This is a genomic window from Paenibacillus sp. J22P165, from assembly GCF_059692015.1.
Genome location: NZ_JCAUAP010000013.1, coordinates 39,549 through 63,292 on the forward strand (window position 1 = coordinate 39,549; position 23,744 = coordinate 63,292).

Consider the following 23,744-nt stretch of genomic DNA (forward strand, 5'->3'; position numbering starts at 1 on the left):
AATGAGCGCATTCCGGCGGATCCGTGCTCGGTTTAAGGTACGAGCAGCACCTTCGCTGTTTTCCCAGGTTTTGCGATGAGCCGGTCGAACCAAGCAGCACCTGTCTCCAAAGAAGCTTCCTCTACCCACTCGTCGAGTACGAACGAACCGTTTGCGAGATAAGCAAGCGCCTTCTCGAATGTAACGGCTGAGTAGGCGAACGAGCCGAGCAGCGAAATTTCGCTGCGGATCATCGTGTTAACCTGCAGCAGCGATTCTGCTTCGTGCAGTCCCGTTACGATGACCCGGCCGCCCGGCGCGGTAAAGTCGATGCATTGCCGGCGCGTAACACTTGCGCCGACGGCATCCACGGCAATGTCCGCCCCACCGTCTGTGAGGCGCCGCACTTCAGCCGCCACGTCAGAGGAGCGGTTCGGCATGATGGGGACCGCACCAAGCGACTCGGCGATTTCGAGCCGCTCAGGACTTAGGTCAATCGCGTAGAGATCCGTGACGCCATACAGCTTCAGTGCCTGCAACGCGAATAGTCCGATCGGTCCCATGCCGGCCACAACCGCCCGTTCGCCGGGCTTCGGAGCAGCCAGCTCCGCTACCCGCACGCCGCAGGCGACCGGTTCGACGAGCGCCCCGCGCCTTAGCGGCATACCATCAGGCAGCGGGTATACGAAGCGCGCCGGGATTTTGACCAGCTCGGCGTTGCTCCCAGGAAGCGCTGCGCTGAGCAACCGTCGTGTTGGACACAGCTGTTGCCGGCCGCTCAAACAGAAGCGGCACTCTCCGCATGTCACGAGCGGGTTCGCTGTCACGCGTGCGCCAATTTGCAGTCCGTTACGGACTACGCTCCCGCCAATCGCTTCGATCGTACCCGAAAACTCGTGACCGAACACCATCGGCGGCTTGCGGAGCGCATTGTGGCCCAAAAACCCGCTCAGCTCAGAGCCGCATATCCCAGAGTACGCGACCCGGATCAGCACCTCGTCTTCCATCGGTTCGGGGGCTGCCAGCTGCCGGATATGCATCTCTCGTGGACCTTCATACACCAATGCTTTCATCGGTTTACCCATCCCTTCTAAACAGACTTATGCACAAGCCGCGCATTAAAGCCGAGCATAACCTCCTGCAGCCGGTGCTCCGTGACCGGGAGCAGTGGCGACCTCGTCTCGTTGCTAGTGAAGATGCCTAGCTGCTGGAACAGCGCCTTTGTCGTTGGAATTTCATCCCCTGGCCCGAACATATGAATGAATGGCAGTATCACTTCGGAGAAGATGCGATAGCTCTCTTCGCGTTTTCCAGCCTGGAACTTTTGCCAGCAAGCGCGGAACTCTTCCGGATAAATGATCGGCGCAATGATCATGCTGCCGTCCACCCCCGCCTCGAAGGAACGGAAGCAGATGATGTCGTCTCCGCCGAAAACGGTCAAGCTCGAACGAGCTTTGAGCTGACGGATTTTTTCGAAGTGATGGTCAGTCATTTTGATCGCTTTGATCTGGGGAATGTCGCTCGCCAATTGGAGGAGCTCATCAACTGTAAAGTGCGTCTTCGTTGTCACTGGATTGTCGTAGAAGACGAGGTCAAGCTGCGTGCCTTCTGCTAGCCGCCCTATATAATCGGTCACCATAGCTGGCGAATTCGGAAAATAATACGGACTTGGCACAAGCGCAGCTCGTACGCCTCTCTCCTTGGCTGCATTTCCGATTCGAATCGCTTCCTGCAAATTCGTGTGGCCAAGACCAATGACGAGCTCTTTGCCCGCCGGCATCTTCGGGGCCATATAGTTGACGATGTCGATCCGCTCCTGCATCGACAAAGCTGGCGCTTCTCCCGTGCTGCCGCAGACGACATAGCCTTCGAGTTGGTCAATCGTTCGTTCCATTAGCCGATCCAAGCCGGCGTATTCTATTTCACCATTCAGGAATGGCGTTGGGATTACAGGAATGTTGCCTGTTAATGTCATGACGCGTCCCTCCAAATATTTGTTTACCAACCTTCGTCAAACCGAGTAAGATTCTCAGGTCCGTGGATGCGAACGACGAATCGAATTGTATCTCATCCGTGCTCGGCCTTCGCTTCGAGCAGGGCCTGCTTCCTTTGCGCAAGCTCTTCTGTAGTTACCTGCATGTTCATAGAGCCAGTCATCCTCCGTCCGGGATTGGCATAAGGATCGCCCGACAAGGCGCGCCGCAGACGCCGGGGATGGACAGCGGCAACGCCGCTAGCGTCCACGGCCCCGATGCCGCCTGCCGCAAGCCGACTAGCGGCGCAAGCAATAATCTCTCCTGCTGGAAAAACTGCCGGCCCAGCGTCCCGTCGTCCGAGCGGGGATCCTGTATGCAAGGAACATCCACCCCCAGCAGCCCGACATCCCGTTCGATCACCCAGTTCATCGTTTCATTCGTAAAGAACGGGCAATGCGTGACGAACCCAGGCTCCTGCCATCGCCTATCCCAACCGGTCGCGATCAGCAGCGCATCCCCCGGTCGGTGGGCATGACCCTCACAAGCTGCCGCAAGTTCCGTCGCCGTAATTGTCTCCAGCTCCCGCTTATCCGATAATTGTGCTACCCACGCACGGCGGACGAAACTCTCGACTGGCAGCTCGCCGATCGTCTTCCTCCCCGGCAGCAGGTGATCAGCTGACTCGATGTACGTTCCGGCCAATGTGTGCAGCTGTAAACGGTGGCCTTTCCAACCTTCACCCTCGAGCGTTGCCACTTGTTCGATTTCTACCGAAGGAAGTGGGTCGCCATATGTCCACATCCCATTTCGAATTGGTCCTGTAATGTCCAGTATCATGGCATGCCCCCAATGAGGCGAGTCACCTCCTTGCCTACATTCAAATCCCATTATTTTTGTAATAACAAAAATAAATTCAGTATATCAATTAATAATTTTAATTTAACATTATCCATGTTTTTGTTCAAGACGTTTTCGGTAAATACTCTGAATATTTTTGTAATTACAAAATAATTTTTCTTATAAAAAAAAATACCTCTCCCAATTGGAAGAGGCGTTGTATCATAAAGCTCACAGCGAGCATTTCGAGGTGCAATTGATAGATTATCAATAATGTTGTCATACACAATATAAGTTCTTTTCGTCCCTAATAAAAAATAACTACTGTCATTCTTGATAACTTGCAAGAATCTGCCTAGCTAGAGTTAGTCTCGAAACCATAATCAGTTCTGTCTACGAGTGCTTTTTTCTTAAGTCCTTCCTGTTTCTCACAGAGGTGCTTTCCTACCGATGTAATAACAATTGACTGAGCTTCTTCTGTTTTCTCTCATGGTGTTACAATATTTCAACTGGAGTACCCCCGTGTAGAGTGATTCTTAAAGACAATTATTAGTATCATCAAAAAAAATCCCATTTCGAATGCCTGAAATCTCCCGAGCAATCCACTGCCCGGGTGTAATTCCTTCTACTTCCTTAAATACGCGTGTGAAATGATGCACCGTTTTGAACCCTACCGTTTGCGCAATATGCTTGATACTGCAGTCTGAATATGCCATCCATTCCTTGGCCCGCTGAATCCGGACTTCCTTCAGAAAAGCTGCGATTGTAAGACCTTTATAATCTTTGAAAAGCTGGCACATATAACTTGGGCTATATCCAAGCTTCTTGGACATTTCCGTAATCGTCCAATCCTGATCCGCATGCTCCAAGATCCATTGCTCTGCTTTTTCCGCTGCTGTGGCATTGGCATTGGAAACTCGAGGTGCCAAGGAACGAGCCTCCAAAATATTTGATTGTGCATCATTTTCCAAGTGCTCAGCAGCCCGTGTCAATACATAGAGTAGCTCAGCCAGATGAAGAGCTGCCAACTCTCGAAAATAACTTTGTCGTTGCAGCCCCTCGCTGCGTACAAGTTCAAGAAGCCGCGCTACCTCTTTATTGCGAATGCGCATCTGCGCAGGTATTTGCCCTGTAGCGCTTTCAAGTTCTTCCGATACAATCTGAAATTTAATGTCCAAGGTTTTCACATGATCAACGGCTGTCAATCCATGCAATTGATTCGGTTTTATAAAGAAAATAGTGTCAGGCTCCAGCTCGAATATAACGTCTTCACATTGAAATACTCCGCTGCCGCTAGCAATCCAAAAAATTTGATGAAAGGCATGCTGATGCAGATTCCTATTTTCGCCTTTTTCATAATCATAACGCGCCGTCCACAATAGATGAATCCCAAAGTTACTCATGCCTTCCCCCTTCTTATGTCTCTGTAATCGGTATTATATCGTAATCTGAGGTAAAAATGTCATAATCTCAGACAAAGAAGAACACTGCCGTATTTTATATACTTTAGGAAGGAAAGTTGACTTCGTATTTACGAAAAGGAGAACAAGCCATATGCGGATTAGCGAGAAATTCCCACGATACACCGAGTACAATCCAAGCGTGCCTGTCTGGTGCGTAACACCTGGAGAAGGAGGCGGATTGCATCGTTTCTTTGACACCTCTCCGGTCAGTCCATCTGGCCAGTATCTAGCCGTACTCCGTATGCCCGATAATGACCGTGTCAATATGCCCGGCGAAGCCGCCGATGTTGTTCTTGTTGATTTGCATACCGCTGAAGAGAAGGTTATTGCACAGACTTTTGGTTGGGAGTATCAATTGGGGGCTAATATTAATTGGGGCGCAGATGATCATTCCCTCTATTTTAACAACGTAGACACTTCGAACTGGGAACCCTATATTGTCTGTATGGACCCACTTACTGGTGTGACGCGTAAATTGGAGGGCTCTATTTACCGTATATCTCCAGACGGAAATCAAATCATTTGTGCCAATACAGTGACCATGCGACGGACTCAGAACGGATACGGGGTCGTCATTCCTGACGAACGAGTCGCGCGAAATTTCGGATTTCGTGCTGACGATGGTTTGTTTATGACCGATACAAAGACAGGCAAGCGATCACTAGTCATCTCAATCCGGGAGATTTTTGAACGTGCTGTTCCTCAAATAGACAAAGGAAAGTACGAGCATGGCGAATGTTATGGGTTCCATTGTAAATTTAATCCTCAGGGGGACCGGCTGATCTTTACCATGCGTTGGTTCCATTCCCAAGAAACTCAGCCCTGGAATCAGATCAAGCAGCATCTTGACTTTTGGGTGCTGACAATGAAGCCGGATGGAACCGATGTATGTGTTGCGGTAGGCCCTGAGCAATGGGAAAAAGGTGGCCATCATATTAACTGGTTTCCAGATGGCGAGCATCTCTCCATGAACTTAGCCATTCATGGAGACAAACAGATGAAGCTTGTCCGTGTCCGATATGATGGAACAAATTTGTGTACAATCACAGATGATATGCCTGGCTCCGGTCATCCGACCGTCCATCCGAACGGCCGTCACATACTAACAGATACGTATGCCGGAGAGTCAACTTCATTTGGAGACGGCACCATACCGCTGCGTTGGATTGATCTTCAGACAAACTCCGAGCAAACACTAGTACGGATAAATGTCGCCCATGCCGCTTCGAACCTCAACGGCTCACTTCGCGTAGATGCTCATCCCGCTTGGGCTCCTGATCATCGCCATATTGTGTTTAATGGCTATGTTAACGGAGCACGGCGAGTATTTATTGCTGATTTAGGCGAAGTGATGTAACTAAAGTACTCGCTAACACTAGTCGCACATAGGAAATAGCTTGCCGAATCGTCGGCAAGCTATTTGACATATTATTATGCTTCATGTTGTAAGTCGTAATCTTTATTTTTCTAATATAAGGCCAAGCATCCTACTTAAATTTTCTCCCATAAGTTCATGCCCATAATCTGAGGGATGAATGAGATCACAAGTGAGTCCCGCGAAGTCGGTCAAAATTTCATTGCCTTCCAGCAGATAAAGTTTGGGGTACTTGCTACTAGCGACAATCTCACGAAGAATGGCGTTGAATGCTGCCTGATTCTGGCCAACTGTAGTTCCTTTGCTGTCATATGTAGACGCGTTTAGGAATACAGTTATGACCACAACAGGCTTATTTGGATGCTTCGAACACATGGCTTGAATCAAATATTCCGCACGTTCCCGAAATTGCTCTGGCGAATAAGAGTTCCTCATATTCACACCAATCTCCAGCGTAGCAATGTCCCAGTCGGTTCGCGAAGATAAGTAGTCGGCTACCTGCTGCTCGCACATGCAGGCACCACTTAGCCCCATGTTCAAAACATCAATGCCTAATCGTTGTGCAGCCTTATGCACATAAGCATTGTAATTATGCACGGCGGAACTTCCGTGAGTTATCGAAGAACCATAAGCGAGCCAGCGAACAGCGGGCACCTCATCTGGCAACGGCGGACGAACGGAATCGTTGAATACCTCAATTCCGTGAAACCTCACTGCATAGCGTCCCGTGATGACGCGCCATACTTGTGGTGCAAAGCGCTTCTTTGTGATGGCATCAAGATTTACTTTGCTAGTGTCTAGCCGCTGTACGAGATGCAAGGTGTGTTGTACACCGCTTCTCAGCGTATATTGAGAATGGTAAAAGTCACCCTGATAGACGATAACCTCTCCATCACCTTCAACAGCTGTTAAAGATATCCGAACATTCTGGGAATCCGTAACAAACCTCATTTCACATCCACTGGCCTGTTGTGAAACGAAGCCTCCACGTTCGCTCATCGCTTCGCGAACTGCCTTCGGATAACGTTGTAGTGTCAAGCCATGTATAAGCTTGTTTTCCTCCGCCTCTGCAACATTATGAAGTTCAATAGATTCAAACTGCATCGTGATCCTCCTCCTATTCAGCTACATCGTCATCGAACTCCAGCTTTACCACAAGCACCTCATCCGTGATCTCATTAACTGGCAGATTGCGAATCCTTAGGTAAGGCCTCTCCCGCCAATACCAAGGCAGTTGCTCTACGGCTGTCTCCAACTCCCGTCCATCATTTAGCAAGACAGCACGCTTGGGTAGCATATTCAGTGGCTTCAAGATGATGGTTGAGCTTTGCAAATCACGATAGGCGTGAGCATAGATGGTGTTACCTCTGCGAGTCAGCAGCACCTCTTCACGGAGAACACGGTTAGCTACTTCATTCCCGTCGATGAACTCGTCTTTCCCGCCTAAGTAAGAAGCAGGAGTTACATCAACTAACGCTTCCTTCACCTTCTTATACCAACGACCAATACGTCTCAGTGTATCCACATTATCCTGCACGATCTCACCATTCGCGGTAGGACCCACATTCAGCAAATAATTTCCGCCCATAGCCATGATTTTATCCATACTCTGCATAAGGAACTTGGATGAATAGTAATCTTCATCCTTGCGGTACCCCCAGCTTTCTCGTCCTAAAGATTGACAAGCTTCTGTCGGCGTCCGGAAATATCCGCCATCAGGCACATGCCTCTCGGGTGTGCTGTAATCACCTTTATCTGGTCCACGGTTATTGATAAGAATGTCCGGCTGTAACGACCGTACAAATTCATTCAGCGCTGGATTGTGGTATTCAGCTACATTGACATCCCAGAAGAACTGATAGATCGGACCATATTGTGTGAGAAGTTCCTGCAACTGTTTCTTCACATACTCGTAATATCGTTCAATATCCGGTTCATCTCCAGGACGGGGCCCGAACATTTCATGATGTCGACCAAGGTTAGGATAATTCGGGTGATGCCAATCTGGACAAGAGTAATAAAGGCTTAGCGGAAAGTTCCGCTTCTGGCATGCCTCCGCTAACATCGCTAACACATCTTTACCGTAGGGTGTATTCGTCACCTTGTATTCCGAATGTGCAGTATCCCACATACAGAAGCCGTCATGATGCTTCGTCGTAAAACATAAATACTGCATGCCAGCTTCTTCGGCTAGATCAATCCACGCGTTTGGGTCGAATTCCTGCGGATTGAATTCATGAATGAATTGTTCATATTTGCTTCTGGTAATATTGCCCCTCCATAGAAGTTGTTCGTGCCATGCAGGGATCGCATACAAGCCCCAATGGACAAACATGCCGAATCTTAGTTCGAAAAAACGGTCTCGCGCATCATGAAATCTTGGTAACATGTTTAACCCCCTGTTAGTTGTTATAACTACTGACTACGCTTCAATCATACCTTTTCTATTTACAGCAATCTTTCGATTTGTTAACCTATTTGTAGTGAATACTAACTTCATTATTAAGAAATGAGTGCTGAACTTGTCAGATCTGTCAACCTACCATTCGCTTCGTAATGTGTTGACCAACATCCAGGTGGACGTCATCATCGCCAATCTGCAAACTGTCGGCCCTGACTGGCAGCGCCGCAATTTTGTTCACAGTTTTAACCGCTTATATTATATTCGGAGTGGCGAAGGACGTATTGAAGTTGATGGCGCTGTCTATCATCCTAAGCCAGGTCAACTTGTACTAATGCCTTGTCATACTTTACAGTCCTATTCCACGGTTAACGACAATACCTTTAATAAATATTGGTGCCACTTTACAGCTCGTGTTGGAAATCGTGATCTATTCGAGATGTATCGGTTCCCGGTTTGTATAGACGTCCCCTCATCATCGGAGGTCGAAGTTTGGTTCGAGCGAATAGTACGTGGTATAAGCAGTTCGGGACTAGGTACGATTCTCGATATAAAAGCCTCTTTACTGCATCTTTTGGGGATGGTTGTCGATCAAAGCTTTGAGGAGACAGCCTCCCCTTCAGCCTCCACCCAGAAAATGGGACGTGTTCTTGAATATATTGAAGGGCACCTGCAAGATAGGATTAGTGTCGAACAGCTTGCCGACCTGGTTCATTACCACCCCAATTACTTTATTCGCAGCTTTCATTCCGTACTTGGCTGCTCACCCATTCAATATATTAATCGCTTGCGAATGGAAAAGGCACGTGCCATGCTGGCGTCTGACCAATCCATCGGCAGCATTGCCCAAGCCGTCGGCATTGAACATCATAATTTTTCAACAATGTTCAAAAACGCTACCGGCTTTTCGCCTAGGGAGTTTCGCCGAATGCTCGTGCACGACCTCACCAAGAAGTAAAGATAAACCAAAAAGGGATAACGTAGACCGTTATCCCTTTTTATTATGCTTTGAGCTAGCTGATGCATTTTCCAGCTATCGCATGTTGCCAACATATTTATGTTTATACTCAGAGGGGGAGATGCCTATATGTTTTTTAAATAGCTTGCAAAAATAACGGTAGTCCGAAACGCCAACCTCTGCTGCAACCTCATATACCTTCTTGCCTGATTGCCGCAGCAACTGCTGGGCTTTCTGCATCCTGGTGCGGTGCAGGTAATCATTAAAGTATTCGCCCGTAATCTGTTTGAACAATTGTCCCAAATAGATGGTGTTGAGGCCAACCCGCTCGGATAAATCCGGCAGCCTAATCTCCTTCATATAATTTTCATGGATGTACTGGCAAACCTGCTGGACCTCCCAACGTGTCACATTCATTTCGGGATGAAGCTTTGGGTCCGTCAACAAATCAAACACACGGTTCCACCAACGGATAAAGTCGTCCCAGCGCTCGATAAACAGCAGCATTTGGTGAAATTGAATGAGGCTCGAATCCTGTTCCAGCCACGGGCATTTCAGCATGATATCGCCAGATAGTCGAATAAGCTGGGCAGGTGAATACGGCGATGCCCCCAGCGGAAGCGTAGTCAGCTGTTGGACAACCTCCTGTAACATAACCGCACCACCGCCATAAAAAGCTTTTGTAGCCTTCGAAAGTAACTCCACCTGCTCTATCACACTGATTTCCTGCAAATTCACATTTACTAGCGTGGAATGCAATGAGGTATAATCTTGCCTTTCATAAAAGTATCGGCTTAGCTTCTCTAGCCCCTCCGAAATTTGTGTACTCATCTCGGCAGTCTCACCTACCAAGCTGCCGCTATTCCATATATATAGCTTAACGTCGCCATCCCTGGCCAACAGTACCTGTGCTGTTTGGTAGAGGGCAGCTTCAAAGTTGTTCGAGCTTGCATCAGCATCGCTGGTTATAACACAAAGCAGCTTCGTCTTCCCGACTGGAAATACAATTAGTTCCTGGTCAGCTGTAGCTAGAGCTTCGATCCCCGCTGCTAGCTCTTGCTGTTTATGGATAGTCTCGCCAATAGGGCAAGTTGATTGATTCCAAAGCTCCTCGAATACATCTATACCTATCCATAACACAGCCACATGGCGCTTTAACTCAGTGGATAGCTCTTTACTGATCTCACTCCAAATACCTTTTCTCTGATGCGCATTGCTCTCCCACCAATGATCAATTAGCGTTTCACGTCTCTTCCATGAATGATATATGGACTTTTGTTCCGAATCCTCTGCCCTATCCATGGTCACCGTCTTGCCTGCCTTATCCTTCAATATAAACTTTAAATCTTCCACAGCTGCCTGACAGGCCGCAATAATTTGTTCTTTCGATAAGGCGATTTTCAGCAAATAGTTTTTGGCTCCAAGAAGAAGTGCCTGGCGTGCGTAGTGAAACTCGGAATGAGCCGTCAAAAAAATAATCGATATCTCCGGCCAACGTTTTCGTACTAGCTCCGCAAGCTCCAATCCATCCATGATAGGCATGGTGATATCGACCAATAACAGATGCGGAAGCTCCTTTTCCATCATCGTTAACGCTTCTTGTCCATGCCCGGCTGCACCGATGCATGCAAAGCCATGCTCCTCCCAAGGAATATGCTGGGTGAAACGTTCACGAACTGGTAGTTCGTCGTCCACAATGAGTACTTTAATTGGCATCCCGTCTCTGCCCCATTTCTATTTGCCTGCTGTTCCGCTCTGCGGATCTGAAGGGCAGACGCACCATCACTCGCGTCCCTTCACCCAGGCTGCTTTCAATATCCAAGCCAAACTGCTTGCCAAAATGCAGCTGAATCCTTTCATGGATGTTGCGTATGCCTAAATTATTTAAACCCTTTCGTTCCTTGTCCGGACGATCCAGCAGTGAGGAATCCTTTAAGAATTCATTGGAAGCTTCCTTAACAATCAATCTTCGAATCATTTCCTCCTCAATGCCAGGGCCCGTATCCGACACCTCAAAGCAAATGATTCCAGGCTGCTCCTGGTAAGCCATTATAATAATATGATTGCGTTCATCCGGCTTGTTCAAGCCATAGAATATCGAATTTTCAATTAAAGTAAGCAGCGTAAGCTTCGGAATATACGCCTGCTCGAACGGCTCTGGAATAATGATGTCCATATCAAAAATATCTCCGAACCGCAGCTTCATCAGGTCCACGTATTTCCATACACATTCCACTTCAAATTTCAGAAGTACTACCTCATCGATCTTATCAATAGAGAAACGCAAAATGCTGACCAATGATTGAATAACAGAACCGATTTCCTTGACTCTTTCAGTTTCAACCAAGCAATAAATCGTATTCAGCGCATTATATAAAAAGTGAGGATTAATCTGCGATTGCAACACTTTTAACTCATGGTACCTTTTTTGATCCTCCATGAGCTGTAGATCTTTAAATAAGGTACCGATCCGATCCATCAACTTATTGTAGCCGCCGACTACATAACTGAATTCATCCATCCGTTTCATATCGATGCGGTGCTCCAAATTCCCTAAAGCTCCATAGTTCATTTGCCTGGAAATCTCTTTGATCGGGGCGCGGAAGTACCGGCCAAGCCAATAGGAAATAGCCAAGGAAAGCAAAATCCAGAGCGACAGCATCAACACATATTGCTTCTTGACTACCTGTAGAATCTCATAAACCTCCATCTCATTAATGGCGGCAAATACAACCCAATCCCAGCGGTTACGGTTGCTTTTTAATATCTTATACCGCCCATCAGGCAGGTCCACATGGTCGAATTCCAAATCATTGTTTCTGACCTTATCCTTGATCATATGAACCATCGGATGGTCTCCGTTTGTTTTCTCCTCAAAGGTCATCGGCGTATTGGTGGAGATCAATTCTCCAGTTCGTGACAACAGGTACAAATCCATTTTTTTCTTGAGCGTGGGCACGGTTAAAGAGCTGGCCAGATTGTCTACGTTCAGGTCAATGGCGATCACTCCCTTAACTTTCGCAGACTCAATTGTTTTTGCGGCAGTAATCGTTTTTTTGGAAAAGGACGATATATAAGGCTGGCTCCACCAGAAGCCCCATAACCTCGCTTGATTATATACCTCTGCCATTTGCTCCTTGTTCACGAAATATTTCATTGACTGTGGGGCACTAATATTGTATTCGCCGTCAACAATTAAATAAATGCTCTTGATCGTATCCGGGTGCAGCTTAACCATATTTTCCATCAGTACCTGGTAATCAGTTAACTTGAGCGAATCGAAAATTTCTTTATCTGTCAAAAATAATAAATTTTCCTGGATCGCTGTCATATGTATTTGCAGATACCCCTCTACCTGCCCCATCAATAGCTGTAACGACTCTTCCTGATTTTGCTTAATAATAGCCGAATTATTGTAAAATGCGATGCCTCCTACCAATAAAAGCCCCAGCAAAAACGAAAAGAAGGTTATCAAAAAGAGCTTCGTTCCGATGCTCGTAAATAAAAAATGAAGCCGATTTGCTCTTGTGGGCATCCTTGTACCTCCTGTAGCGTGCCATCTATAGCCTACTATGTAAACCCTTACATTGTATCATAAAAATCGGGCATGACCTATGCATTTCTAATTGGTTTGTGGTATCTTCCTATTCGAAAAAGGAGAGGCATGAATAGCCCTCTCCCCATATTGTTATGGCAATTTATTCTAAAACGCCTGCCTCACGCATTTGCTTCTCGTAGTTAGCGAAAATTTCTTTGCCACGATATTTGTTCATCAGCTCATCGCTCAATTGCGGCCATTTCTCGATCGGGATTTCGCCAAACACAATTTTGGTGTGAAACACATTCTGCTGCTTACGGAAATCCGCAATATTGATGCCGTCTGGTGGCGTCACTTGAATACCATTGGAATACGGAGCCCTTTTATAAGTGGCCAGCTGCTTATAAAGTTCTCGGTCACGATCGGTCAAATTGGGATTAACAATGTCAAGCCCAATTTGTCTGGCTTCGCTCTCAGTAGGGGAAAATGCTCCGTAAATTTTCAAGAAATCGCCTTGTTCTTTCGCTATTTTATCAAGCTCCACCATATTAGGTAAAATTTTGTTGCCATCGCGCTTGTAATGCACATCCTGCTTGCCATAATGCGTTAGCAGATAGCCTTCTTCACTGCACAAATAATCAACTAGCTGAAGAATACGCAGTACCTTGTCTGGATCCTTGTCAGCAACCGCCTTGGGAATCGCCCATCCTGTGTTGCCAGTCGCTTCTACCCATGTCGCTTGGTCGGGGTATGGATTAAAAGCCACGATATCAAATTTGGGGTTAATTTTTCTACCTTTGTTTAAGAAGCTGTTCGGATTGCCCTCTAGAAAATTGTTAATGCCCCGCGAGTTTACGATCCCTACCTTGCCTTGAGCAAATTTCTCAAACACAGCTTCGCCTTTGTTGAGGAACCAATCAGGATCCACGATTTTCTCATCGATAACAGCCTTAATCTCGGCTAATACTTTTCCAGTTTCAGGTGCAACCAGATTATCCTTAACATGCTTGCCATCGTTCGTAAACGTACCCATCATTCCGTATTTAGCCCACATCGGCCATTCCTGCCCGACCTGTTCACCATTACCAGTAGCCGTGAATCCATAAGTATCCTGCTTGCCGTTTCCATCTGGATCTTTAAACGTAAAGGCCCGCATGACATTCAGTAGCTCATCATTGTTGCTGGGTACCTTCAATCCAAGCTTGTCTAGCCAATCCTTACGGATATACCAGGTTGAATATTCGGTCTTCGCATACGGCCTCATGGCCCAAAAGCCCATTGGGTTGTTCTTGTCCCGCTCCGCCTTCAGTAAGGGGGCATCCGCCCATTTCAAATAATTCGGCAAATATTTATCATTTAAATAACTTGATAAGTGAGTCAAAGACCCATTGTTGGCATAAGTTTGTATTTCTCGGCCTCCGATGGTGAATAGATCCGGTACATCACCAGAAGCGAAACGCACATTCAATTTGTTCGTATAGTCGGGGCCAGCAGGCATAAATGTTATTTTCAAATCAATGTTCAGCTTCTCATCGATCGCTTTTTTGACAAAATCCTGATCGGCCGGGGGAAGAGTTACCGAGCCGGCATTCTGCTGAAACACCTCAATCGTATATTTTTTTGAGGCTTTTGCTGACGGTCCGGTCCCTGTAGCTGCGGGTTCTGTTGTTCCTTCCTTCGTCGAGCAGCCTGCAATCACAACTAGCGGCATCAGTAATGAAATCATACCTGTTTTCCACTTTCGATTCATCTAAAAACCCCCATCAATATATTTTGTCACCCTTTAATCGCACCCAGCATCATACCTTTGGTAAAATGCTTTTGAATAAAGGGGTAGATCACCAGCATAGGCAATGTCGAGACGACCACCAAAGCCATTCTTAGCGTCTCCGGTGGCAATTCCACCCGCGCCTCCGGATTTAAGGCAAGCAATTCCTGACTGACCTGCGGCTGCTGCAGCATATTGCGCAGCACCACCTGAAGCGGATAATTCTTCGGATCACTCATGTACATGATGCCATTAAAAAATTCATTCCAGTGTGTTACTCCATAGAACAACATCAAGGTCGCCAGGATCGGCTTGCACAGTGGCAGCACGATGTGATAGAGCGCTTGCATATCATTACAGCCATCAATTTTGGCTGCATCCTGAATTTCTTCCGATAAACTTTCGAAGAAAGATTTCATAATCAACAGGTTGAAGGTAGAAACAACCGATGGAATGATTAAGGCCCATATGCTGTTGAGCAAGCCCGTCTGCTTGACTACCAGATAAGTAGGAATCATGCCACCGGTGAATATTAGGGTAAATACAATCATCATTAGCACTATATTTCTTCCCGGCAGCCACTTCTTTGACAAGGGATACGCAAGCAGTGTGGTCACCAGCAAATTGCAGGCCGTACCGACTATGGTGATGATAGCCGTTATTTGTAAAGCTCGCGGAACCAGTGCACTTTGAAATATGGCCTTGTAAGCAACCAGCGTAAACGTTGTAGGCATTAGCACGAAACCACCATTTTTTAACACTTCAATAATCGGGGTCACGGACATAATGATGACATAATAAAAGGGAAACAGCGTTACCAGACCAGCTAAAGTAAGGACAGTATACAGCAGGATGTCCAGAGCACGATCCGTTTTTGTTTTAATGACAACTAATGACATACGTACTCCTCCTACCAGATTCCCGAATCGCTATATTTTTTGGCTAGCTTATTAGCCCCAAGTACAAGCACCAAACCAACGAAGGATTTGAAAAAACCGACTGCAGAGGCAAAGCTGAATTCCATACTTTCCAGTCCCCGGCGGAATACCCAGGTGTCGATAATATCTCCTGTCTCATAGACTCGAGTGTTTAAGAAAATATAGATTTGGCCGAAGCCGGCATCGAGGATATGCCCGATTTTCAACAGCAGCAGCAAGACAATCACATTGCGAATGCCCGGCAGCGTAATATGCCAGATTTGTTTCCAGCGCCCAGCTCCATCTACAATCGCTGCTTCATACAATTGCGGGTCGATGCCCGTCAAGGCAGCCAGATAGATGATAGCCCCAAAGCCAGTATCCTTCCATATTTCCGTTAAAATCAGCAAGGGCCGGAACCAGCTGTTGGAGGTCAAGAAATTGATGGACTCCCCACCAGAACCGCGAATCCATTGATTGACCAAACCAGAATCTGTAGCTAGGAACGCCATCACCAAGCCGTATATAATTACCCAGGATAAGAAATGCGGTGCATAAGTGATGGTCTGAATCGTTCTTTTGAACCAAGGGGAGCGAATCTCGTTCAAGGCAAGTGCCATAGCAATATCCGGCAGCATGCCAAACACAATTTTATAAAGACTGATCACCATGGTATTGCGAAGCAGAACATAGAAATCCGGGCTGTTAAAAATCGTTTCAAAATGCTTAAAACCTACCCAAGGGCTGCCCATAATGCCCTTCATAATGTTGTAATCCTGGAAGGCAATCAATAATCCCATCATCGGGATGTACTTGTAGATAATGTAAAATGCAACGCCAGGAACCATCATCAGGTATAGCCATTTGTTCTGTATTAAGCTTCGAGAGTAGGTTCTTTTTATTTTGGTGACACTCGATATTTTCATCGTACTTGTGCGTTCACTAAGCATTTCGTCCCTCCTGTTTGTCATCTTCTATCTCAATTATAAGATGGGACTACAGGAGGAACTAGCCATGCATTCTTCAAAAATGTGTAATAATCTTAGATCAAGGCAACGTTGAAACAGTCATGGTCGTGCTAGCAGCGGACACGTTCCCGGCAAAATCTCTGGCGACTACCTTGAAGGTATAGCTGGTGTTCGGTGTCAGTCCAGAGAACGTAGAACTGTAAACCAATGGTGTTGAGGTCGTGCTCACCTTAACTCCGTTACGGTATATGTCGTATTCTTTGACTCCGGTATCATCGATGGATGACGTCCAATGAATGTGTACACTCGTAGAGGTTTGGGAATCCGACACCAGATTGGTTGGAACGGTTGGTGCTGTTGAATCTGCAGCCGTAGTAAACGTCAAGGTATTGCTATTGGGTGAGATGAAGCCTGCGGCATCATTTGCCAATACAGTCAGACTGTAAGTTGTATTAGCAGTCAACCCGGTCAAAGCCAAGGAATTTACTGTCGTAGAGGCTATGAGTTCGGTTCCATTGTTAGAGACAAGATAACGTTTTACGGCTACATTGTCTGTAGAGCTGGTCCAATTCAGCTGGGCCGAGTTGCTTGTAATTGAGGTGGCAGCCAAGCTGGCAGGTGCCGTTGGTGCGACGCCATCATTAACGACAGCCAGTGGCGTATCCGCTATTCCGCTAGGTACAGTCACACTGCTTTTGGTCAGCATCAGCTTATCAATCTGAGTGCCGTCCAATTTATTAATGATTTTCAACGAGTGCCAACCATCCGGTAATGTAATTGGTGAGGCTGACTTTGTCCATCCCCATGCTGCGGTCGTTAGTGTATGTTCAATTCTCGTATCTCCATCAACCTGGACATAAACCTTATTGCTGCTAGCGTCGACACCTTTGCCCAACAGCCATAAATAAAAAGTGCCCCCATTGCTGACATTGAGGCTATATTCCATCCGAACGTTTGTATTCTCATCCCCGTTTCCGTTATTGATCTTCATGTAGCTCCCGCTGGAAGTAGCGGAATCGCTGACTAAAGAAATGTTACCTGTCTTAAAGCTATTCCATTCTGACTCTAAATAGCGATCGGCGCTTCCATTCAGAGCGATGGTACGCCCGGATGAAGTTACCCATACTACGTTGCTCTCTGCAGACAAATTGCCTGCCGCATCCTTGGCTTTAATCGAATAGTAGTGTGTATCGGGATCCACATTTCTTAATTGCATAGAACTAACGGAGGAGCCACTTGAAGAGACGAACACCCCGTTATCGTACATTTCATAGCTGCTCACCCCTACATTGTCAGTCGAGGATGACCATGTAAAGCTGATATAGGCAGGCTCTCTCATAAAGGCTTTAAAATTGGTAGGCGCACTTGGAGCAACCGTGTCCACAATGGACGATGCGGCAGTGACAACCGTCGCTACATTGGATGCAGGGGAACGGTTGCCTGCAGCATCCTTAGCTTTCACAGTAATTTGGTAGGTTTTGTTGGCCACAAGACCAGTCATCGTGTATGTGGGGCTTGTTGATGTTGCCTTGAGTACAGAACTCACGTAGATATCATAGCCGGTTACACTCGTATTATCTGTTGAAGCAGTCCATGATAAGACTGCACTAGTGTCAGTCACACTGGACGCAGTAACATTTACTGGAGCCGTAGGTGCCTGAAGATCCGTCCCATTTGCCCATAATGCCCCCGTATTTGCTGCGGTTCTTGGCCCATATATAACCGAGCTACCCGAAATTTCATCTGCTCCTGTATCCGGGTTACCGCTGCGTGTTTGCCCGTCCATGTCCGTGCTCAGTCCGGTAACTGTATTCCCATAGTTGCTTATAACACTATAGGATTGCGGCCGGCGCACTTCACCCGTGCCAGTAAGGCTCGGATTAGCAGCGTTAATGCCTGTTCTTCCAACACCTTGGAGAGCGCTCCCGCTTAAGAAAAAAAGATTTTTTGCATACGTCGGAATAGCAAGATTATTTAACTTAGAACCATATTCATTAAAAGCTTTGCCTCTATCCGTTTGAATCAGATTGTTCTGGATGGTAATTCCCGTTGGCGTGATCGGATACATGCTATTGTTAATATTGATTCCAGTTCCTGCATTAACGATCGTATTGTTACTCACTGTCACCTGGTCGGCTGCATAATGCCCGTTCGCTATATTATCGCCGCCATCCAGATTGATTGCGTTATTGGTAATATCTTTAAAGTAATTATTGAATATGGAATGCGAGCTTCCATAAACACGTATGCCTTCTTTGGTGCGGATAAAAAAGTTGCCATTCACTGTATTGCTGTTGCCAAACCGAAGGGTGACCCCAGATGGCGAATCGCGAAATGTGTTGTAGCGGACGGTATTCCCGCTCGATTTGACACTGATGATCTCGCCTCCATCAGCAGTCACGTTTTCCATCAGGTTATGCTCAACGATCGTTCCAGTTATATCATTATTGGTGGCTTGCCCGATTTGGATAGGCTCCATACCATTGGTTTGGCCAGGAAACAAATCCCCGACATAACGAATATTCCTGAAGTAATTCGTGCTGATTATATTATCGTGATTCGTTTGCGTGGACGTTCCAATTTGAATACCGACACCACTTGAGCGGTTGCCATCGAATGTATTTGACTCAATCACATTGTCGTGGGAGCTGTTTAACAATTTAATAATATGGGTGGCTGGAGCGGTTGTATCACCACTGTTAAGAAAATAATTGTTTTTCACCTTCATATTTTTCGCTCCAATCAGCGAAATAACATTCCGATTGCTATTGCCTGCCACATACTGTACATCAAATTTAAAATCTCTAAATTCCATCCAGGCACCTGACAATCTAATGGCAGTTGTGCCGGTAAATACACTTTGTCCCGGCGTAGCGGCCCGAATAATGATAGGTTGGGTGGAAGTTCCTTGGTTATTGCTTAGTATGATCATGGCGTTGCTTCCATCATTATCATAGATTCCGTTAGCCAGAACGATCTCTTCGCCAGCCGAGGCATTCGTCACTGCCGTCTGTAATGCGCTAATTGACGAAACAGTGGTTACAATAGCTTCAGCTCTACCCTGTCCGGCCAAACATGCAATAAATAGGAATAATAAACCTAAAAACCCAGCTTTCTTCAAAATAATCAATCCTCCTTAGATGGGTGGAGATTTTTCTAACAAACATACACGTCAAATGTGTTATGCAAAGAATTAGAAATCATTTAAGCGCTTTCAATAAATAAATTATAGATCATAACTGCCCTCCTTTTCATGTTTACTTGAATTGTAGTTGACAAGGATAGATGAAACTAGCTCGATAATCTTCAAAATTGTGTAAAATTCTTTACTTTTAGATGCGAGTTGTCTGATATCAAAAAAATAGAACCCAGCCGACGGCCAGGTTCTATTTGTTGAGTTATCCTATTAATGCTTACCAGTATACTTTCGTCTTGCCAAGTAACCTGGCTACAGCTTCCACAAAATAATAATCTCCGTAAATGAGTGAGCAATCTATGTTCTTGCCTGCGGGATGATGCCCACAGCCATGAATAAGCAACCCCTCATGTGTTTCATCATGATTTGTCGAATACATCTCAAAGAGATTCTGGACAACCTGATTGGCATACGTTTCGTAAGCAGCTCGTTCCGAGCCATCCACAAACTTAGCGAGTTCCAATAAGCTTGCAGCAGCAATGGCAGCTGCAGAGCTATCACGCTTAGCCGTCTCTGGGTCAGGAACAGAGAAGTCCCATATCGGAATCAGATCAGCTTCAACAGAGTCGAGAAATACTTTCGCGCAATTACGAGCAACATTCAGATACTCTTCATTGCCTGTGTAGCGATAAGCGTGCGTATAGCCACCGATTGCCCACGTTTGTCCGCGAGACCAGACGGATTCATCCGCATATCCTTGGTGCGTTTGACCGAACTTTGGCTCACCTGCAACAGGATCAATTACAAATGTATGGTACGCAGTAAAATCTGATCTAATAATCGTATTCATGCACGTATTCGCATGCGCCTCTGCAATTTGACGATATGTTTGGTTTCCTGTTATCTCTGAAGCCCAGAATAGGAGCGGTAAATTATACATGCAATCAATAATAATACGGCCTCTGTTTTCTTCGCTAAAGGGATCTCCTTGTTTCCACACATTCCATGCTTGGATGAATTGACCTTTTTCGTTAAATCGTTCAGCCAAACGATCTGCTGCATCCAATGCCACCTTGAGCGCTTCAGGATTCCCTGTAATTTTGTAATCTGCCACGAAAGACAGCGAATAAAGAAAACCAATATCGTGATCCAATGTTTCTGGTGTGTCATATAAGCGTTTCAAGAGACGCGGATACGAGTCGCGAGCAGTGCGAATAAAACTTTCATCCCCAGTCAATTCATAAGACAACCAATTCAACCCTGTCCAAAAGCCACCTGTCCAAAACCCATTTTCAGAAAACTCATATACCCCATCTTTCGTATGCGCAGGTAGAAGATCTCCGTATTTCGCAGCGTTACGTCTCGTTTTGTCAGTAATAAATGAAACGATAATTGATAAATTGTTCATGTTGTACTCCCTTTAATCATGTTTATTTACGCGTTAATCTGCGGTATTGATCAATCGTTACTTTTCCTTGAAGAGCTTCTCCTTCAGAGAAACGCTTTAATTCATCGACAATAAAATCGCAAAGCTCCCGCTTGAGAATTCCGTGGAATCCGCCAATATGCGGCAGACAGACGACGTTTGGCAGTTTCAGGAGTTCATGGTCAATGGGAAGCGGCTCATAATCGTATACATCCAGCATTACTTTTATACGATCGGTACGTAACTCTTCAAGCAGCGCTTGCTCCTGTACGATAGGTCCTCGTGCCGTATTCACAAATAATGCTCCATCACGTAATCTTTTCAGCTGTTCGCTCCCAATCATTCCACGCGTCTGATCCGTCAGTGTATTGTGAACCGATACAATATCGCTCTGTTCGAAAAGGTCGTTCAGTTCACAAAGCTGGACGCCCTGAGCGTTCGCTTCCTCTTGCGAGCAATAACTGGAACACAACAAGATTTTTACATGAAATGGTTTCAGCATCCGTATCACTTGCTTGGATATTTCTCCATATCCCACCAAACCAATGACTCTTCTGGTTACGCCGAGAACTGTATCACGGTTGTTGTTGCTCCATTTACCTTGTTTTAGGCCAGCACTAAGTGAGGAGAAATTCCAGGCACCCGCGAAAATCATAGAGAACGCACATTCGGCAGTCGAGTGCGCCAGCACTTTATTTGCGGTAACAACGGCAATATTCGTTTCGAACACATCTTCATTCACAATAGCTGCAACACTCCCAGCACCATGACCAATAAACTTCAATTTAGTCGCTCGAGCCAGCACCTCTGGGGTAAACACTGGCGATCCCCAGGATGTGATGCATGCATCATACTCACTGATTTTTTCAGCCAAGTCCTCACTTGTAAATTTCTCATTTAATGCAATAAAATCAACATCGGTAAAGCTTAAAAGCTTGTGAAGTGTCGCTTCCTGCCAAAGTAACTCTCGAAGTTCAGGATTCCTAATCGTAACTAATGTTTTCACTAGATTGTCCTCATTTCGTTAATGGTTTGAGTCAAATGATCCATATAGCTTACATAAGCGGGAAAAATCAGTTCCGGTTCCATACCGGGTATCTGCAGCTCCTTGCGCCATTTCGTTTCCCATTCTAAGGAATAGTAACCCTGGTAACCTGCTTGTTTCAGCAAGCTGACAATCTCGGTAATAGGAATGATACCTTCACCAAGCTTCGTATACTTCCAATTTATTTCCATTTCATCTTCAAAGGGCAAACCGTCTTTCATATGGACATGAGCGCATTGTGCTCCCAAAAGTGCAATGGTATCAGCTGGAGATTCACCTTCTTCAAGCGGATGAATAATATCATAGATTACAGCACAATTCGTCCGATCAACATCATCCAGCAGCTTACGAAGCACTTTACCCGTCGAAAATTCATTATGCGTTTCGAGCCATACCTGCACTTGCAAGGATGCGGCATAATCACAGGCTTGCCTCACACGAGCGACAACATTTTCATATGGGATAACAGGTACTTCCTTGTCTCTGCGACCGTTGAAGTATCCTAAGAAAACTCGAATACCTTGTGCTTTCAAGTCATGTGCCAGTTGTGCAACCTTTTCAAAATGTTCCGACATAGCCTGATCACGATCCGTTCCATTGAAGCAAACATTCGAACCAATATCCGTGACCTTTATGTCAGCTTCTTCAAATAAATGAAGTGCCTCTAAGCGCTCATTTGAGGTCATCTCGGTGGATACCATCCACGCTTTACCCTCCCGTAATTCCATCGCTGAAAATCCGCATTCCTTTGCAAACGCAATCATTTTTGCCAAGCTCCAACCTTCACAAGGCAGAGTACTATAGGCTAGGTTTCTCAAGCTTCATTCCTCCTGTACGTGTCCTTCAACTTTGATTACTTCCATTGTAGCCCCACAATAGCGAAGAAACTTTCCCTTTTCCACGGATTTATTGCACATTTCCACGACCCCATGTAACATGACAAGTAGGATGAAATATGAATGTGTGGTGCATATAATGTCAGACTTCCCCGTCTATGCGTACAAAGAAATGCTGGATGAAGAGTTTCCGTTCAAAGTTGAAGTACGAACACCTGCTTATATGAATAAAACCAAGCATGCTCATGAACATTTGCAGCTTTGCTATATGATGTCGGGCAGCTGTTTACACGTCACGAATGACCGGTCCTACGTCTTGACTAAAGGCGATATATTTTCCATACCTCCTTATCAGGAACATCGTCTGGAACTACGCGAATCGATGGATTTTGTCTTATTTCAGATTGATTTTATGCCCCATGCTATTAATGAAGGTCTGCGAGATCTCACCCGTATGCAAACCTTCGTAGATTTCGCCTATATCAGACCGCTAATCTCACAGGAAGATCTTATTCCTAAAATGGCTCTTCCCCCGAACATTCAATCATCGGTTGAGAATGTTCTCCAAGTAATGAGGAACGAGTGGAATGAAATGGAAGACGGATACCAACTGGCCATCAAAGCTGAACTTTTAAAGCTACTTGTGATTACTGGACGACAATATGCTCGTTATTCAGAAACTCAGGGTCAACAAGAACAGAGAGAGGTTTTGTTTCATCGTGAGGCTTTTCATAAGGCGATTGCCTATATGGAATCGCAATATCATGAGGACCTTAATCTTGAAGATGTTGCAAATATCGCCTATATGTCTCCCTCATATTTCAGCAGCATGTTGCGGGTTGTAAAAGGGAAGTCCTATATTGAGCTCTTATCTGCTATCCGTATGCAAGTAGCTATGGAACTCTTAAGAGACTCTGATCTGAATGTAACCGAGATTGCTTCACGAGTGGGCTACAATCATATTAGCCATTTCAATCGCATGTTCAAAAAGCTTACGGGTGTAACACCACGTGATTTCCGAAAGCATCCTTCTTAAACAAAAATAAAAGCTGTTCAAAATAAATATTTACAAAATTACCTCAAAAAATAAAAGAGACACAATAAAACTGATTCATATTCAT

The 23,744-nt window shown here is 45.8% G+C and carries 18 protein-coding genes; 3 read left to right on the forward strand and 15 right to left on the reverse strand.

Annotated elements, in window-relative coordinates; translation table 11 throughout:
* Positions 1-32 precede the first annotated feature (32 nt).
* The 4 genes from AC58QM_RS28315 to AC58QM_RS28330 all read right to left on the reverse strand — a co-directional run bounded on the left by AC58QM_RS28315 (position 33) and on the right by AC58QM_RS28330 (position 4,195).
* Positions 33-1,052 (reverse strand): zinc-dependent alcohol dehydrogenase, encoded by a 1,020-nt coding sequence (locus tag AC58QM_RS28315; protein ID WP_497288139.1) that lies wholly within the window; start codon positions 1,050-1,052, stop codon positions 33-35.
* A gap of 17 nt (positions 1,053-1,069) precedes the next feature.
* Entirely contained in the window at positions 1,070-1,954 is an 885-nt protein-coding gene (locus AC58QM_RS28320) for a dihydrodipicolinate synthase family protein (RefSeq protein WP_497288140.1), read from the reverse strand.
* Positions 1,955-2,132: 178 nt separating this feature from the next.
* Positions 2,133-2,792, reverse strand: coding sequence for a cyclase family protein (locus tag AC58QM_RS28325; RefSeq protein ID WP_497288141.1), 660 nt, complete (start codon positions 2,790-2,792; stop codon positions 2,133-2,135).
* Positions 2,793-3,328: 536 nt separating this feature from the next.
* Positions 3,329-4,195 carry a helix-turn-helix transcriptional regulator gene (locus tag AC58QM_RS28330; RefSeq protein ID WP_497288142.1) on the reverse strand — a complete coding sequence of 289 codons (867 nt, stop codon included), beginning with the start codon at positions 4,193-4,195 and terminating at the stop codon, positions 3,329-3,331.
* Positions 4,196-4,346: 151 nt separating this feature from the next.
* On the opposite strand from AC58QM_RS28330, the gene AC58QM_RS28335 reads away from it, so the two are divergent.
* Positions 4,347-5,612, forward strand: coding sequence for a TolB family protein (locus tag AC58QM_RS28335; RefSeq protein ID WP_497288143.1), 1,266 nt, complete (start codon positions 4,347-4,349; stop codon positions 5,610-5,612).
* Between the two features lie 102 nt (positions 5,613-5,714).
* Here AC58QM_RS28335 and AC58QM_RS28340 read toward each other — a convergent pair whose 3' ends face one another.
* Positions 5,715-6,734, reverse strand: a complete 1,020-nt coding sequence (locus tag AC58QM_RS28340) for an SGNH/GDSL hydrolase family protein (RefSeq protein ID WP_497288144.1) — start codon at positions 6,732-6,734, stop codon at positions 5,715-5,717.
* A 13-nt stretch (positions 6,735-6,747) separates the two neighbouring features.
* Positions 6,748-8,019: an alpha-L-fucosidase gene (locus tag AC58QM_RS28345; protein WP_497288145.1), complete on the reverse strand. Its 1,272-nt coding sequence runs from the start codon at positions 8,017-8,019 to the stop codon at positions 6,748-6,750.
* A gap of 133 nt (positions 8,020-8,152) precedes the next feature.
* Here AC58QM_RS28345 and AC58QM_RS28350 point away from each other — a divergent pair, with 133 nt between their 5' ends.
* Positions 8,153-8,989 (forward strand): helix-turn-helix transcriptional regulator, encoded by an 837-nt coding sequence (locus AC58QM_RS28350; RefSeq protein WP_497288146.1) that lies wholly within the window; start codon positions 8,153-8,155, stop codon positions 8,987-8,989.
* A 75-nt stretch (positions 8,990-9,064) separates the two neighbouring features.
* Here the strand turns inward: AC58QM_RS28350 and AC58QM_RS28355 are convergent, their stop codons facing one another.
* The 9 genes from AC58QM_RS28355 to AC58QM_RS28395 all read right to left on the reverse strand — a co-directional run bounded on the left by AC58QM_RS28355 (position 9,065) and on the right by AC58QM_RS28395 (position 22,605).
* On the reverse strand, positions 9,065-10,705 hold the full coding sequence (locus AC58QM_RS28355) for a response regulator transcription factor (protein ID WP_497288147.1): 1,641 nt from the start codon (positions 10,703-10,705) through the stop codon (positions 9,065-9,067).
* Positions 10,695-12,524 carry a cache domain-containing sensor histidine kinase gene (locus AC58QM_RS28360; protein ID WP_497288148.1) on the reverse strand — a complete coding sequence of 610 codons (1,830 nt, stop codon included), beginning with the start codon at positions 12,522-12,524 and terminating at the stop codon, positions 10,695-10,697. Before AC58QM_RS28360 ends, AC58QM_RS28355 begins: the two co-directional genes overlap by 11 nt.
* A gap of 163 nt (positions 12,525-12,687) precedes the next feature.
* Positions 12,688-14,277 (reverse strand): type 2 periplasmic-binding domain-containing protein, encoded by a 1,590-nt coding sequence (locus AC58QM_RS28365; RefSeq protein WP_497288149.1) that lies wholly within the window; start codon positions 14,275-14,277, stop codon positions 12,688-12,690.
* A gap of 26 nt (positions 14,278-14,303) precedes the next feature.
* Entirely contained in the window at positions 14,304-15,194 is an 891-nt protein-coding gene (locus AC58QM_RS28370) for a carbohydrate ABC transporter permease (RefSeq protein WP_497288150.1), read from the reverse strand.
* A gap of 11 nt (positions 15,195-15,205) precedes the next feature.
* A complete protein-coding gene (locus tag AC58QM_RS28375; protein WP_497288151.1) occupies positions 15,206-16,162 on the reverse strand; it encodes an ABC transporter permease in 957 nt (318 codons plus the stop codon).
* Between the two features lie 97 nt (positions 16,163-16,259).
* Positions 16,260-19,301, reverse strand: a complete 3,042-nt coding sequence (locus AC58QM_RS28380; RefSeq protein WP_497288152.1) for a fibronectin type III domain-containing protein — start codon at positions 19,299-19,301, stop codon at positions 16,260-16,262.
* A 292-nt stretch (positions 19,302-19,593) separates the two neighbouring features.
* Complete coding sequence (locus AC58QM_RS28385; RefSeq protein WP_497288153.1) at positions 19,594-20,724, reverse strand: glycoside hydrolase family 88 protein; 1,131 nt, start codon at positions 20,722-20,724, stop codon at positions 19,594-19,596.
* A 22-nt stretch (positions 20,725-20,746) separates the two neighbouring features.
* The gene (locus AC58QM_RS28390; RefSeq protein ID WP_497288154.1) at positions 20,747-21,748 is read right to left on the reverse strand and encodes a hydroxyacid dehydrogenase; all 1,002 of its coding nucleotides are present in this window, start codon (positions 21,746-21,748) and stop codon (positions 20,747-20,749) included.
* Entirely contained in the window at positions 21,748-22,605 is an 858-nt protein-coding gene (locus AC58QM_RS28395; RefSeq protein WP_497288155.1) for a sugar phosphate isomerase/epimerase family protein, read from the reverse strand. The genes AC58QM_RS28390 and AC58QM_RS28395 overlap by 1 nt, the downstream gene beginning before the upstream one ends.
* 145 nt (positions 22,606-22,750) lie before the next feature.
* Here AC58QM_RS28395 and AC58QM_RS28400 point away from each other — a divergent pair, with 145 nt between their 5' ends.
* Entirely contained in the window at positions 22,751-23,659 is a 909-nt protein-coding gene (locus AC58QM_RS28400; protein ID WP_497288156.1) for an AraC family transcriptional regulator, read from the forward strand.
* The last annotated feature ends 85 nt before the right edge of the window (positions 23,660-23,744 follow it).

Excerpts from the sequence above, each read along its gene's own strand:
- AC58QM_RS28345 (WP_497288145.1), bottom strand. The coding sequence starts at position 8,019 with ATGTTACCAAGATTTCATGATGCGCGAGACCGTTTTTTCGAACTAAGA.
- AC58QM_RS28340 (WP_497288144.1), bottom strand. The coding sequence starts at position 6,734 with ATGCAGTTTGAATCTATTGAACTTCATAATGTTGCAGAGGCGGAGGAA.
- AC58QM_RS28325 (WP_497288141.1), bottom strand. The coding sequence starts at position 2,792 with ATGATACTGGACATTACAGGACCAATTCGAAATGGGATGTGGACATAT.
- AC58QM_RS28355 (WP_497288147.1), bottom strand. The coding sequence starts at position 10,705 with ATGCCAATTAAAGTACTCATTGTGGACGACGAACTACCAGTTCGTGAA.
- AC58QM_RS28360 (WP_497288148.1), bottom strand. The coding sequence starts at position 12,524 with ATGCCCACAAGAGCAAATCGGCTTCATTTTTTATTTACGAGCATCGGA.
- AC58QM_RS28385 (WP_497288153.1), bottom strand. The coding sequence starts at position 20,724 with ATGAACAATTTATCAATTATCGTTTCATTTATTACTGACAAAACGAGA.
- AC58QM_RS28330 (WP_497288142.1), bottom strand. The coding sequence starts at position 4,195 with ATGAGTAACTTTGGGATTCATCTATTGTGGACGGCGCGTTATGATTAT.
- AC58QM_RS28375 (WP_497288151.1), bottom strand. The coding sequence starts at position 16,162 with ATGCTTAGTGAACGCACAAGTACGATGAAAATATCGAGTGTCACCAAA.
- AC58QM_RS28315 (WP_497288139.1), bottom strand. The coding sequence starts at position 1,052 with ATGAAAGCATTGGTGTATGAAGGTCCACGAGAGATGCATATCCGGCAG.
- AC58QM_RS28370 (WP_497288150.1), bottom strand. The coding sequence starts at position 15,194 with ATGTCATTAGTTGTCATTAAAACAAAAACGGATCGTGCTCTGGACATC.
- AC58QM_RS28335 (WP_497288143.1), top strand. The coding sequence starts at position 4,347 with ATGCGGATTAGCGAGAAATTCCCACGATACACCGAGTACAATCCAAGC.
- AC58QM_RS28365 (WP_497288149.1), bottom strand. The coding sequence starts at position 14,277 with ATGAATCGAAAGTGGAAAACAGGTATGATTTCATTACTGATGCCGCTA.
- AC58QM_RS28320 (WP_497288140.1), bottom strand. The coding sequence starts at position 1,954 with ATGACATTAACAGGCAACATTCCTGTAATCCCAACGCCATTCCTGAAT.